Genomic DNA, 14,477 nt, shown 5'->3' on the forward strand with positions numbered 1-14,477 from the left:
CGCGCTTGCTTCCAGGCTGGAAGACATGCCCGCTCCGACCAAGGCAATCCCGACCGCGGACGCCAAGGCTGTTACGTTTGCCAACTTCATGTACGAACTCCCCAAATGATCAAGTATTGGTGCACTCCGCCGGGGAGGCGAAGCAGTAGCCGCAGGACCTTCCTGCGCAATGCCTCTACGCAGGCCCAGAATCCACGGCATCCGGGTTTGATACCACGGACCACCGGTCGCGGCAATGTGTCGCACGCGTAAAGAAACGCTGACATTTGCCTTTCACGACGCGACGCCGCGCAGAGCCGCCGCCATACGCTGGCGTAGCGGTTCGAGCAGATCGCCGTAGCGATGGGCGACTGCGAGGTCGCGCCGCAGCGGCTGGCGAACCTGGCTCGCGCTCGAGGTCTGCACCACGCGGTCGTTCCGATGGAAGGCGAGGCACGCCGCATCGAACGGGAGCTGCAGCGCATCCGTCAGCGAGCGGATGGCCGCCTCCGGCTCGCGCAGGAGTTCTTCGTGGATGAACGGATGGATCCAGCCAGGGAACTGCAGCGACCAAGCCTGCATCGTGCGCTCGCAATCGCGCCAGAACGCGACCAGCTCGTCGAGGTCGTAGGTGAACGACTGCGCGTCGCTGAAGTGGTGCTTGTAACAGCTCCACAGCGTCTCGAGCGGATCGCGCCGGCAATGGACCACGCGTGCGCCCGGCAGCATCCGGCGGATCGCCGCGAGCGTCTGCCAGTTGGCGAGTGTCTTGTCGGTGAAGCGCGGGCGCGCGTCGCGCCACGCGTGGCAGCGTGCGAGATAGTCCTCGCCGAGGCGGCGCCAGTCGCCGTCGCTCGCGCCCTCGATCCAGGACGGGAACGGTCGGCCCCGGCGCTTCGATTCGGCCTGCAGCACCGGCACGACGTCGCTGCGCTCGCCGCCGCCCTGCACCTCCGGATGAGTCGCAAGGATCTGTTCGACGAGCGTGGAACCCGAACGCGGCATACCGACGAGGAAGATCGCTTCGCTGCCCTGCATATCTGCGCGCGCCGGCGGCAGGCGGCCGAAGCGCTCGATGATCTCGTCGACGAGCCGGCTCACCGCGGCGGCGTTCCAGCGCACCGTGCGTCGCTTGCCCGCATTCGCGTGCACGAACAGCGCAAATGCCTCCGCATGGCGGCCGCGCGTCTCGAGCAACGCGGCACAGGCGAAATCGAAGTCGACGCGCTGCTGTTCCGGCACCGCGCCGCTCGCATGCAGCGCGAGCAGCCGCTCCAGTTCGGCGTCGTCGGGACGGAACGTCCTGAGGTTCGACAGGCCGACCCAGGCCGCCACCGAGGCGGGCTCGATCGCGAGCACCGCGCGCAGTTCCGCTTCGGCTTCGCCAAGGCGACCCAGCATCTTGAGCATTTCGGCGCGCCGCACGCGTGCCGCGGTGTTGCCGGGGCTGAGCGCGAGCACGCGCTCGTAGGCCTGATTCGCGCCGTGCGCATCGCCGCGCCGATCGAACGCGAAGCCGAGGTTGTACCAGGCATCGACGAGCCCCGGATCCTGTGCGACCGCGCGGCGGAACGCGGCCTCGGCGCCTGCCATGTCGCCGTTCTGCGCGAGCGCCGCGCCGAGCTGGCAGCTGATCAGCGCGTCGTCCGGCGCGCGCTCGGCGGCTTCGTGCAATACCTCGAGCGCATGCGCACGCTCGCCGAGTTGCAGCAATGCCAGCGCCTGCAGGCGCAGCAGCTCCGCATGCTCCGGCGCCTCGTGCAAGGCGCGCCCGATCTCGCGCAGCGCGCGCGCGGCGTCGCCGCGTTCGAGCGCGCGCTGCGCCTGCTCGGCGCTGACCGTGAGATGGATCGGCAATCCGGCGAAGCGTCGATCGGGGTGCAGGGAACGGCCGGACATGGGCGAACGTGGCGTAGCGATCCGGGTGTTCTAGCACAGCCGCGGCAGCCGCGTCGAAACGTCAGCGCTCCGCCCCAGCCGATCAACCCGCGAAAAAGCGCTGCACGTCGGCGAGCGAGCCGGTGCGCGGCAACGGCGGCAGACTGGCGAGGAAGAGCTTGCCGTAGCCACGCGTCGACAGGCGCGGATCGCACAGCATGAGCACGCCGCGATCGTGCACGTCGCGGATCAGCCGCCCCGCGCCCTGGCGCAGTGCGATGACCGCGTTGGGCACCTGCCAGTCGGCGAACGGATTGCCGCCCGATGCGCGCAGCGCTTCGAGGCGCGCGACGAGCACGGGATCGTCGGGCGCGGCGAAGGGCAGTTTGTCGATCACGACCAGGCTCAGCGCGTCGCCGGCGACGTCGACGCCTTCCCAGAAACTCGCCGCGCCGAGCAGCACGCCGTTGCCCGAGGCGCGGAAGGCTTCGAGCAGCAGGTTGCGCGGCGCCGTCCCCTGCACGAACAGCGGATACGGCACGCGCGAAGGCAAGAGCTCGGCGGCGCGGCGCAGCGCACGGTGCGATGTGAACAAGAGGAAGGCGCGCCCGTTCGACGCCTCGAGCACCGGCACCGTGGCATCGACGACGCGCTCGACGTAATCGTCCGCGGCCGGATCGGGCAAGCCTTGCGGCAGGTAGGCGAGCGCCTGGCGGGCGTAGTCGAAGGGGCTGTCGACGCGCAGCTCGACGGGATCCCACAGCCCGACCTGGCGCGAGAAATGCGTGAAGCGTCCGCCGACCGCGAGCGTCGCGGAGGTGAAGATCCACGCCGCGTGGCTCTGCGCGCGCAGCTCGCGCAACGGCGCCGCGATGTCGAGCGGCGTCGCGTGGAACGCGAAGCCATGCGCGCTGAGCTCGTACCAGTGCACCGCATCGCTGACGCCGCCGTCGGTGAGATGGGCGAGCCGCGCCGTCTGCTCGGCCGCACGCTCGGCCACGCTCGCGAGGCCGCGGCTGCGCGCGGCATGCTTGTCGAGGCCTTCGGCCAGCGCGCCGAGCGCGCCGGCGAGTTCGGCGAGCTCGCGCTCGACCTCGGCGTCGCGCTCGATCTGCACGAACGCGCCCTTCGGCGGAAAGCGGTCCAGTGCGAGGCGCAGACGCCTGATCGCCGCACTCAAGGGCTCCAGTACGGGCTGCAGCACCGCGAACGCGCCCGACACGTTCGCGCATTCGGCCTGCACGTCGCTGACGAGCTCGGTGAGCTGGCGCGCTGACAGCGTGACCGAGAAGAACTGCCCGGCGAGTTCGGGAATCTGGTGCGCCTCGTCGAGCACGAACGCATGCGCGCCGGGAAGGATCTCGCCGAAACCTTCCTGCTTGATCGCGAGGTCGGCGAACAGGAGGTGATGGTTGACCACGACGAGATCGGCGTCCTGGGCGGCGCGGCGGGCCTTCACGACGAAGCAGTCGTTGAACATCGGGCAGTCGGCGCCGAGGCAGGTTTCCGTGGTCGAGGTCACGCGCGGCCACAGCGGCGAATCCTCGGCGACCTCGGCGAGTTCGGCGCGATCGCCGGCGAGCGTGCGTCGCGACCACGCATGGATCGCCTGCAATTGCGCGGCCTGCTCGCGGCTCGCGAAGCGGCCCTCCTTGTGCGCCTGGTCGAGCCGATGCAGGCAGAGGTAATTCGCGCGCCCCTTGAGCAGCGCCGCGGACAGGCGTGCGCCGAGCACGGCGCGCACGCGCGGCAGGTCGCGATGAAACAACTGGTCCTGCAGCGCCTTGGTCCCGGTCGAGACGATCACCCGCTTGCCCGACATCAGCGCCGGCACGAGATAAGCGTAGGTCTTGCCCGTACCCGTGCCCGCTTCGGCGACGAGCATCTGCCGATCGGCGATCGCCTCCTCGACCGCCGCCGCCATTTGCTGCTGCACTTCGCGTGGCGCGAAACCGGGCACTTCGCGCGCGAACGGACCTTCGGGGCCGAGGAGTTCGGCGGCGCTGTGCATGGTGATTCGAGATTCGTGATTCGTGATTGGCGATTCGTGACCGGTGACCGGCAGCGGGTGACGGGCGTGGAAAGTGCCGGGCGGCGGCTTTCCATCGTACTTCAAGCAAGCGACTGACCGCTCTTGCGAATCCCGAATCGCAAATCCCCGATCACATCCGCAACAACGGCTTGATGCGACATTCCTTCAGGCGCTCGCGCGCGGCTTCCACCGTCGGCGCGTCGCCGAGCGCAGTGCGCGCCTCGACCACGGTCTGCCAGTTGCGCGCGCACAGGCTGCCCGACTTCGGGCCGAGCTGGTGACTCTTCAGCGCGAGGCGCTCGGCATCGCTCCATTGCGCCTGCGCGACATCGATCTCGGCACGGTACTGCAGCAGGTCCGGCGCATCCGGCGCGAGCATGAGCGCATCGTCGGCTGCGCTCGCCGCCGCCGCGAAGTCCTGCCGCGCTTCGGCTTCGTGCGCCCGCTTCATGAAACCTTCGATCGCGGCATCGCGCAGCGGCTGTACCTGCACCGCCGAATCGAGCCCGTCGCCGGCCGCGCGGATCGCCTTGAGCGCCGCGAGCGTATCGACCGGTGGCGGCGGCGGTGGTGGTGGCGGGCCGGGCTGGGCGCAACCAACGAGGGCGAGGACGAGCGCGCGGGGAACGAGGCGATGCGACTTCATGCGATCGAGGACCGGGCGTGCCGATCGATAGCCGGGAAAACGCGTATTGTCGCACGACCGCCTTAACCGCCGCTGCCGAAGAAGTTGCGCAGTTGATCGATCGGGCAGTGTTCCTCCTCGCTCGGCGCATAGCCGCTCGCGAACGGCAGCTCGCGCGCACCCGCGCAGACCGCGTCGGTGCGCTTGCCGGACGGCGCGACGTACGCGCGCTCGATGCCATCCTCCGGCACGATCAGCGGCGCGCTCGGCAGGCGCTTCATGAGTTCGATCCAGATCCGCAGGCCGCCGGTGGAACCGAACAGGCCGGTCGGCTTGTTGTCGTCACGGCCGACCCATGCGACGGCGAGCGTGTCGCCGGTGAACCCGGCGAACCACGAATCGCGCTGGGTATCGCTGGTGCCGGTCTTGCCGGCTGCGTGCAGCCAGCCGAGGCCCGAGTCGTCGATCGCGTGCGCGGTGCCGCCGACCGCGACCTGCTGCATCGCCCAGGTGACCAGGCGCGACGCGGTCGTGTAGTCGCCACCGCCCGCCTGCACTTCGTAGCGCGACAGCGGCCTGCCCTTCGCGTCGAGCACGCCGCGCACCGCGCGCAGCGGCAATGCATGGCCGTCCGCGGCGAGGTACTGATAAAGGCGCGCGACGTCGAACGGACTGAGGTCGATTGCGCCGAGCAGCATCGAGGGGTTCGGGTTGATCGCGCGGCCGAGCCGGAATGATTCGAGAAAACCGCGCACGCGGTCGACGCCGATGCGCTGGCCGAGATTGATCGTCGCGAGGTTCCAGCTCTGCATGAGCGCATCGACGAGCAGTACCTGGCCGTGGCTCTGGTGGTCGTCGTTCTCCGGCCGCCAGCGCCCGCCACCCGGCTGCGGCAGGTCGATCGGCCCGTCGTCGAGCACGGTCGCAAGCGAATAGCGTTGCGGCTGTGCAAGCGCGACGAGGTTGACGAACGGCTTCACCAGCGAGCCGATCGGACGCGACGCGTCGAGCGCGCGGTTGAAGCCGGGCTCGTCGACGTCGCGGCTGCCGATCATCGCCTGCACTTCGCCGTCGCGCGCGCCGGTGACGACGAGCGCAGCCTCGACCGCCTCGCCGCGCTTGCCGAGGCCGGCGAGCGCCTTGTCGATCGCCGCCTCGCCGAGCGCCTGCGCCGATGGCGCGAGGGTGGTGTGGATCGACAAGCCCGCACTGTTGAGTTCGGCATCGGGGAAGCCCTCGCGGATCTGCCGTCGCACGAGTTCGAGGAACGCGGGATAGCGGTCGCGCGGCAAGGTCGCATTCGCCGCGGTGCCGATCGGCTGCCGGCTCGCCGCCGCGAACGCAGCGTCGTCGAGCAAACCGGTGTCGCGGAACACCCCAAGCACGACGTTGCGCCGGCCGAGTGCGCGCTCGGGGTTGCGGCGCGGATCGTACAGGCTCGGGCCCTGCACCATGCCGACCAGCAGCGCGATGTCGGCGCTACCGAGCGATCGCAGGTCGCGACCGAAGTAGAACTCGCTCGCCGCGGCGAAACCGTGCACCGCCTGCGCGCCCTGCTGGCCGAGGAACACCTCGTTGACATAGGCCTCGAGGATGCGCTTCTTGTCGTAGCGCGCCTCGATGATCAGCGCCAGCAGCGCCTCGTTGAGCTTGCGCGAGAAGCGCTGGCCGCGATCGAGGAACAGGTTCTTGACCAGTTGCTGGGTCAGCGTGGAGCCGCCCTGCACGACGTGGCCGGCGACGAGGTTGGCCCAGGCCGCGCGCACGATCGCGCCGACGTTGATGCCGTGATGGTGCTTGAAGTCACGGTCCTCGACCGCCTGCAGTCCGGACAGCAGCAGCGGCGGGATCTCGCCGAGCGTGACGTAGCGGCGGTCCTCCTGCTGCGCACCGTACAGCGTGGCGATGCGCGCGGGATCCAGCCGCACACGCTCGAGCGCGGCGCCGCTGTCGGCATCGACGAGGTCGGTGACGCGGCCGTTGGCCAGGCTCAGCGCGATGCGCTTCTCGCGTTCGCGCCCGTCGAGATAGATGAAGGTGCGGCGCATGATCGTCCAGCGCGCGCCCTCGCGATGGAATGTGCCCGGTGTCCCCACCTGGGCATCCTCGTCATAGCGGGCGGCGGCGAGTTCGGCGCCGAGCATGTCCGCATTCATCGGCACGCCCGGCGCGAGGGTGAGCGGGCGCGCATAGACGCGGCTCGGCAGGTCCCACGAGAGGTCGTCGAAGCGGCTGCGCACCTCGCTGTCGAGGTACCACGTGTAAGGCACGAGGAAACCGACCGCGAAACCGACGCCGACCAGGAACGGGATGCGCAGCACGCGCCAGGTGAAGCGCAGGGCGTCGAGCGAACGGGACAGGAAAGACAAGCGCGTCTACCGTGGGGCGGCGATCGGGACAGGAGTCGCACGAGTGTAGCCGCGTGCCGCCGTGGCGGGGAGATGCGCGCAGGCACGCACTGCTCTCGATCCGGCCCCTTCGAGGGGACGGTTGGGTGGGATGGTTTCGACGCTGCGAATGCGCCCGGCGCCCATTTCCAACGCGCCGAATGCGTCGGGGCGCGGGAGGGAGGATCCGCGCCGGATCGGCGATAATCACCGCTTCACCCGTGCCTTTCACCGGAGCCTCGATGCGCGCCAGCCCGATTGCCGCCCCGCCGTCCACCGGACCGGCGTCGCGCGAGGCACCGCTGCGCGTATGCATCCATGCGCGCGCGGCCGCATCGGCGACGCAACTGGATGCGCTGCGCGGCCGCCTGCCCGCGCGCGCGCGCATCGCCCTGTTCGGCGCCTGCGCGGCGGCGGTCGACTGGAGCGACGTCGAGCGCGTGCCGGAGCTGGGCGAAGGCGCGAGCGAAGGTGATCTCCTCGGCGAGGCGCGCCGGCGCTTCGCGAACGAGCATCTCGTGCTCGTCGATGCGCAGGCAATACTGCCCGACCTCGCCTGCGAGCGACTGTTGCACGCACTCGACGCGCCGGACGTCGTCGGTGCCCGCCCGCTCGACGACGCCTCGCGCCGCCCCGTACCGGACGGCGAGGGCGTCGACGGGGACGTCGCGCGGCTCGATGCGCTGTGCTTCGCGCACTCGGCGCGCGTGCTCATCGATGATCCCGTTCCGGATGCGCAAGGCCCGATCTCGGCCTGGCATGGCGAGCGGCTCGCCCGGCTCGGCAGCACCGACGTCGGCGACCGCGATGCAGTCGACGCCGCCGGACTGCGGGTGGTCGTGCTCGACCATGTCTTCGCGCGCAGCGGAGCGTCGCTCGCGCCGATGCAGGCGGCGAACCGCGATCGGCGCGATCCCGAACCCCCGTCCCCGCTCGATCCGCTGCGCCGCCGCGTCGGCGCGGCGCTCGCCGCGGGGAGCGTTCCGGCCCGGACCGGCCTCGACACGAAGCCCGTGATCCTGCACGTGCTGCACGGCTGGGGTGGTGGCGCCGAGCGCTGGGTGCGCGACTTCGCCGCGGCCGATACGCAGGCACACCATCTCGTGCTCGTCGCGCGCGGCAGCTTCGCACGCCGCCGCCACGGCGAATGGCTCGAACTCGTCGACGGCTCGATGGCGGGCCCGCCGCTGCGTCGCTGGCCGCTGCCGCGCCCGATTGCCGATACCGCGCTGTCCGACCGCGCCTATCGCGACCTGCTCACCGAAGTCATGCGCACGTACTGCATCGACGCGGTGATCGTCTCCTCGCTGATCGGCCACAGCCTCGACGCGTTGCGCACCGGCTTGCCGACCACCTGCGTCGTGCACGATCACTACCCGCTGTGGCCGACCCTGCATCGCGACTTCGGGGATGCGGCGCTGCGCTTCGACGACGCGCAACGCGCCGCCGATCTCGCGGCGCAGGGCGAGGACGGCGAGTTCGCGAACCGCGATCCCGCGCACTGGCGCGGCCTGCGCGACGCCTTCGTCGCCGCCGCGCTCGATGCGCGCGCGACGCTCGTCGCGCCGAGCCGCTCCGCGCTCGCAAACCATCTGCGCCTCGCGCCTGAACTCTCGGCGCTGCCTTCACGGCTCGTCGCGCACGGCCTCGCCGCGTGGCCCGAAGGTCACCCGCGCATCGATGCGCCGCCTGCGCGCGACCGCCTGCGCCTGGTCATGACCGGCCGCGTCCGCAAGGGCAAGGGCGCGCAGCTGCTGGCCGCCGCCCTGCCCGCCTTGCGCGAGCACGCGGAGCTGTTCCTGCTCGGTGCCGGCGCCGACGCGCACGCATTGTTCGGCGAACGCGGCGTGCATGTGCTGCTCGACTACCGCCGCGACGAACTGCCCGCACTGCTCGCACGGTTGCAGCCGGATGCGGCGCTGCTGCTGCCGACGGTCGCCGAAACCTTCAGCTACACGCTGTCGGAACTGCGCAGCCTCGGTGTCCCGGTCATCGCGACGCGCGTCGGCGCGCTCGCCGAGCGCATCGACGATGGCCGTGACGGCTTCCTCGTCGAGGCGAATGCCGCGGCGCTCGTCGCACGCGTCGCCGCGCTCGCGGACGAGCGCGGCGCCCTGGAGCGCGTGCGCGCCCATGCCGTCGGCACCGACACGATCGAAACGATGGCGGCGGCCTGGCACCGCGTGCTGTCGCTGCAGCCGCGACCGCCGTTGCGCTACCCGCTCGTCGACGCGGGTGGCGCCGTGTTCGAAGCGGCCGTCGACGCGGACGCGCTGGGCCGATCGCACGCGCAGTCGCGCGCGCTCGCGGCGCGACTCGACGAGACGACGAAGGAAAGCGAGCGCCGTGGCGACTGGGGCCATGCGCTCGATCGCGAGCTCGCGCAGCTGCGGCGCGAATTCGACGACCGCACGCGCTGGGCGCTCGCGCTCAACGAGGAACTGCAGGCGATCAAGCCCGTCCACGAACGGATGCTCGCGAGCACGTCGTGGCGCATCACCGCGCCGCTGCGCCGCGCGAACGCGCGCGTGCGCGCCTTGCGCGAATCGCTCGCGTTCCGCCTCGCCCGCACGCGCAGCGCCTTCGCGCGCACGCGCGGCAGCCTCGCCCAGCGCGGTCTCGCCGGCACCCTCGCACGCATCGTGCAGGAACTGCGCGGCGGCGGCCCCGCGCGCCCGCGTACGACCTATCCCGAACCCACGGACGACGCGACGCCGTTCGCGCTGCCGACCACTGACACGCCCCGCGTGTCGATCGTCATCCCGGTCTACGACAAGGTCGCCTACACGCTCGCCTGCCTGCGTTCGCTCGGCGAGCACGCCGGCAACACACCGTTCGAAGTCATCGTCGTCGACGACGGTTCGAGCGACGCCACGCCGCAGCGCCTCGCCGGCGTCGGCGGCATCCGCTCGATCCGCAACGCGAAGAACCTCGGCTTCATCGGTTCGTGCAACGCGGGCGCGGCCGAGGCACGCGGCGAGTACGTGCTGTTCCTCAACAACGACACCGTCGTCACCGCGGGCTGGCTCGACGCGCTGGTGCGCTGCATCGAACGCACGCCACGCTGCGGCATGGTCGGCTCCAAGCTCGTCTATCCGGACGGCCGCCTGCAGGAAGCGGGCGGCATCGTGTTCGACGACGCCTCGGGTTGGAACGTCGGCCGCTTCGGCGACCCCGAGGACCCGCGATATTCGTTCCGGCGCGAAGTCGACTACTGCTCGGGTGCGGCGATCCTGCTCCGGCGCGACCTGTTCGAACGGCTCGGCCGGTTCGACGCGCGCTATGCGCCCGCCTACTACGAGGACACCGACCTCGCGTTCGCGGTCCGTGCGGCCGGGCTCGAGGTGCACGTCGAACCCGCCTCGGTGGTGATCCATTTCGAAGGCATCACCTCCGGCACCGACACCGCGAGCGGCACCAAGCGCTACCAGGTCGTCAATCGCGAGAAGTTCGCCCTGAAGTGGAAGGACGCGCTCGCGCGCCAGCCGCGGCCCGGCACGCCGATCACGGTCGCGGCGACGCATCGCGCCAGGCAGCGCGTGCTGATCGTCGATGCGACCACGCCGATGCCCGACCACGACTCGGGCTCGCTTCGCATGGTCAACTTCATGCGCGTGCTCGCCGATCTCGGTTGCCAGACGAGCTTCCTGCCGGAGAACCGGCTCTGGGTCGAGCGCTACACGCCGGCACTGCAGGAACTCGGCGTGGAGGCGCTGTATGCACCGTACGCGCAGGACCCGCTCAAGCTGCTGCGCGAGCGCGGCCGCGAATTCGATCTGGTGATCCTCTCGCGCCACTACGTCGCCGCGTCCTACCTCGGCCTCGTGCGCCTTCACGCGCCGCAGGCGCGCATCGTGTTCGACACGGTCGACCTCCACTACCTGCGCGAACAGCGCGCGGCCGAACTCGCCGGCGACGCCGCGCTCGCACGCCATGCCGCGACGACGCGCGCGCAGGAACTCAGGCTCATCCGCGAATGCGACGTCACCCTCGTCGTCAGCCCGGTCGAGCAGGCCCTGCTCGCGCGGGACGCGCCCGGCGCGCGCGTCGAGGTGCTCTCGAATGTGCACGAGGTGTACGGCTGCCGGCGACCGTTCGGCGGACGCCACGACCTCGTCTTCGTCGGCGGCTTCCAGCATCCGCCGAATACCGACGCGGTCGAATGGTTCGTCCGCGACGTGTTCCCCGCCGTCCGCGCCGCGCTGCCCGACGTGCGCGTGCACGTCATCGGCAGCCGCGTGCCCGAATCGATTCGCGCACTCGCCGACGGACGCGTGATCGTGCACGGCTTCGTCGAGGACATCCTGCCGTACATGGACGGATGCCGCATCTCGATTGCACCGCTGCGCTACGGCGCGGGCGTCAAGGGCAAGGTGAACATGGCGATGAGCTGCGGCCTGCCCGTGGTCGCGACATCGGCGGCGGTCGAGGGCATGCACGTGCGCGCCGGCGAGGACGTGCTCGTCGCCGACGGGGCGGCCGCATTCGCCGCCGAAGTCGTGCGCCTGTATCGCGACGAGGCGTTGTGGAACACGCTGTCGGCGAACGGCCTCGCCAACGTCGAACGCCACTTCTCGTTCGCCGCCGCCCGCGCGGCGGTGCAGAAGCTGCTCGAGCGCTGAAGGATCAGAACGCCGCGGTGGACTCGAACGCGGCGTTCGCCGGCGCGGCCCAGCGTTCCTCGCCGTCCGCCTGCGCATTCGGCCCGAACCGGCGCTCGCGCAACGCGACCGAACCGTCCTGGTGGCGCACGAGCAGGCTGGCTGCGCGCGTGCCGTAACGGTCGCCACGGATGAAGATCGGCGCGAGGCGGCGTTCGAGATCGAGGCCGACGCCGGTATCCGGCAATTCCTCGTCGGCCGGCGCCGTTTCGTCGAGCAGCAGGTCGAGCACGCTCGCCTCGTCGTTGACGTGGCCGCTGCGCACGAGTTCGCCGAAGCGCCGCTGCAGGCGCTCGGTCTTGGGCCAGTGCACGCCGATCGCGCCGTTGCTGATCAGGTGCACGCCGCGGCGCAGCGGTCGGAGGAAGCCTTCGGAGCTGCCGAGCGCGAACACGCCTTCTCGGTCGCCGACGACGAGGTTGAAGGGACCGTAGTCGCCGATCTGCGTGCGCAGCAGGTCGAGGTAAACGACCGGCGTCGCATCGCCGAGCATGAAATTGCGCACGAGAGAGCCGCGCGATTTCGGCGCAGTCGCGGGCACGCCCGTGCGCAGGTTGGTGACCGCGGCGAAGCGGCCGTCGTTGCGCAGCGCGAGCCAGGAGCCGCCGGCGACGAGGTCGCGTCCCCCGACGACGCGCTTGTCCTCGTCCCAGCGCGCGACCGGCGCGCTGTCGCGGCCATGGTATTCGTCGCGGTTGCCGAGTACGAGCAGCGGCAATCCGGGCGCGGCGTCGACCGCGACGAGCAGCAGGCACACGGCGTCAGCCCCTCGCGTCCAGCGCGCGCAGGCGCGCTTCGAGCGGCGCGATGCGCGGGTTGGCGGGGCTGAGTTCGCGCGCGGCGTCGAGCGCGCGCGTCGCGTCGGCGCGGCGGCCCTCGCCGATGCGTGCGTCGACCTGGTCGAGGAAGGCGTTCGCGAGCTTCTCGCTCATGCCGGCGATCGCGGCATCCTCGGGCGCGATCTGCCGCACGGCGTCGAGTTGCGCGCGCGCGCGCTGCGGCGCGCCGTCGGTGAGCGCCTGCGCGAACAGTTCCTTCGCGTGGATCGGCAGGCGCTCGAGACCGGCCTGCGCGTCGCGGTTGTCGCGATCGATCGCGAGCGCGGCGCGGTATTTGTCGTAGGCGCTGTCGCCAGGCGGCAGAATCAGGTTGCCGGCGGAAGCGGCGCGCGTCGCATCCGCGAGCAGGCGTTGGATCTGCGCGCTCTGCGCCGGCGTGATCGGCGGCCGCTCCGCGGCGATATCGAGGCGTTCGCGCAATTCGCGCAGGTTGACGCGCGCGGCGCGCAGGTCGGGCGAGTCGGCGGCGAGCCGCGTCGCCTCGTCGAGCAGGCGGCCGGCCTCCTGCGCATTGTCGTCGTGGTTCGCGGCGTTCGCCTGCACTATGACCGCCTGCGCGACCGCGCGCAGGCCCTGCTTCGCGCGCACGCTCGCGGGATCTTCCCGGAGCACGGCCCGGTAGAGCTCGAGCGCGGAATCCTCGCTGCCGGCGAGCACGCCCGCGCGCACCTGCGCGTCGGCGCGGTCGAGCGTGCCTTCGAGCGCAGCGCGTGCGGCATCGCGCGCCTGCGCGAGGTCGCCGTTGAGCTGCGGCAGGCCGGGCCACGACGGCAGCACGCGGGAGATCTCGGCGCTGCGCGCGGCGGCGGTGGCGAGGTCCTTCGCCGCGAGCGCGGCGCGCGCCTGCGCGGCGAGCGCATCGGCGACCTTGCGCAGCCCGGCCTGGGCGAGCGCATTGGCGGGGTCGCCGTCGAGCACGCGCTGGTAGAGCGCCGCGGCGCCTTCGGCGCCCGACAGCCGACCTGCGTCGAGGGCGGCAGCGGCACGTTCGAGCGCCTGCGCGGTCTCGTCGCCTTTCGCTTCGCGTTCCTTCAGCGCCTGCGCGAGGCGGTCGACGCCGGTTCCGCCGCCGAGCAGGTCGCGCGCGGCGTCGAGCGCGGCGCGCGCGGCGGCGGCGTCGCCTTGCGCGAGTGCAGCCTCGCCCTGCTCGAGCAGTTTGTGGCCGACGGTGTCCAGGCCGCGGCGCGCGGTGTCGTTGTCCGGGTCCTGCGCGCGTGCGGCGAGGTACAGCTCGCGCGCACTGTCACCCTGGTTGCCGGTGAGATGGCCGGCCTCGAGCGCGCGCTGCGCGCGCGCGAGCGTATCGTTGAACTCGGTGCGCGGGAGCAGGTGGCGCAGCCAATCCTGCCAGTGCCACGCGGCGAAACCGGTCGCGCCGAGCAGCGCGAGCGCGACGAGCGCGCCGACGCCGCGCCGACGCCGGGGCTTGCGCGCCTCGCGTGCGGCGGGTGCGTCGCGGTCGGCTCGCATCGGCTCGGCTTCGAGCGCGGCGGTGATCTGGTCGAGGCGGCCGATCGCCGGCTCGTTGCGTTCGTTGCGTTCGTTGCGTTCGTTGCGTTCGTGGCGCTCGCCGCGCTCGGCCCGGTCGGGCAGGCCTGCGGCGAGAACCGGCATCGGCGTGAGCGCGGGCGTGTCGCTGTACGGACGCATCGATGGCAGCGCATCGTCCTCGACGCCGGCCGGCACCGCGCGCAGCACCACCGTCGCAGGCTCGCGGCGCTCGATTTCGGTGATCGCCGCGACGACGTCGTTGCCGGTCTGGTAGCGGTCTTCCGGTTCCTTCGCGAGCAGGCAGTCGAGCAGCGGCTGCAATGCAGCGAGCGCGCGCGGCAGCTGCGGCACGGGTTCGGTGATGTGCTTGATGCCGACCGCGAGCGAGTCGTCGGCATGGTAGGGGACGCGCCCGACCAGCATTTCGTAGAGCACGATGCCGAGGCTGTAGAGGTCGGCACGGCCGTCGATCGGACGACCGCGCGCCTGCTCCGGACTCATGTAGTGCGGCGTGCCGACGATCGCGCCGGTCTTGGTCATGCGCAGGCTCGAATCGAACGCGCGCGCGATGCCGAAGTCGGTCAG

General features: G+C 71.3%; 7 protein-coding genes and 1 pseudogene. 2 read left to right on the plus strand and 6 right to left on the minus strand.

Annotation, left to right across the window (positions count from 1 at the left end):
• Positions 1 to 273: 273 nt before the first annotated feature.
• The 4 genes from ACTHK2_RS11770 to mrcB all read right to left on the minus strand — a co-directional run bounded on the left by ACTHK2_RS11770 (position 274) and on the right by mrcB (position 6,883).
• Entirely contained in the window at positions 274 to 1,878 is a 1,605-nt protein-coding gene (locus tag ACTHK2_RS11770; RefSeq protein WP_440245905.1) for a sulfotransferase, read from the minus strand.
• Positions 1,879 to 1,960: 82 nt separating this feature from the next.
• Positions 1,961 to 3,868 (minus strand): ATP-dependent DNA helicase, encoded by a 1,908-nt coding sequence (locus tag ACTHK2_RS11775; RefSeq protein ID WP_440245906.1) that lies wholly within the window; start codon positions 3,866 to 3,868, stop codon positions 1,961 to 1,963.
• Between the two features lie 151 nt (positions 3,869 to 4,019).
• Entirely contained in the window at positions 4,020 to 4,535 is a 516-nt protein-coding gene (locus ACTHK2_RS11780; RefSeq protein ID WP_440245907.1) for a tetratricopeptide repeat protein, read from the minus strand.
• A 62-nt stretch (positions 4,536 to 4,597) separates the two neighbouring features.
• Positions 4,598 to 6,883 carry a penicillin-binding protein 1B gene (gene mrcB / locus ACTHK2_RS11785; protein WP_440245908.1) on the minus strand — a complete coding sequence of 762 codons (2,286 nt, stop codon included), beginning with the start codon at positions 6,881 to 6,883 and terminating at the stop codon, positions 4,598 to 4,600.
• 1,286 nt (positions 6,884 to 8,169) lie between these two features.
• On the opposite strand from mrcB, the pseudogene ACTHK2_RS11790 reads away from it, so the two are divergent.
• Together ACTHK2_RS11790 and ACTHK2_RS11795 are read left to right on the plus strand one after the other, a co-directional pair.
• Positions 8,170 to 9,015, plus strand: a pseudogene (locus ACTHK2_RS11790) (glycosyltransferase); the annotation flags it as partial.
• Positions 9,016 to 9,438: 423 nt separating this feature from the next.
• Positions 9,439 to 11,523, plus strand: a complete 2,085-nt coding sequence (locus ACTHK2_RS11795) for a glycosyltransferase (RefSeq protein WP_440245911.1) — start codon at positions 9,439 to 9,441, stop codon at positions 11,521 to 11,523.
• Between the two features lie 4 nt (positions 11,524 to 11,527).
• Here ACTHK2_RS11795 and ACTHK2_RS11800 read toward each other — a convergent pair whose 3' ends face one another.
• Positions 11,528 to 12,319, minus strand: a complete 792-nt coding sequence (locus ACTHK2_RS11800; protein ID WP_440245909.1) for an NRDE family protein — start codon at positions 12,317 to 12,319, stop codon at positions 11,528 to 11,530.
• Between the two features lie 4 nt (positions 12,320 to 12,323).
• Positions 12,324 to 14,477 (minus strand): protein kinase domain-containing protein (locus tag ACTHK2_RS11805; protein ID WP_440245910.1); only part of this gene is annotated, 2,154 nt, incomplete at its 5' end.

Source organism: Dokdonella sp., from assembly GCF_051958935.1.
In the GTDB taxonomy this organism is placed as follows: Bacteria; Pseudomonadota; Gammaproteobacteria; order Xanthomonadales; family Rhodanobacteraceae; genus Dokdonella_A.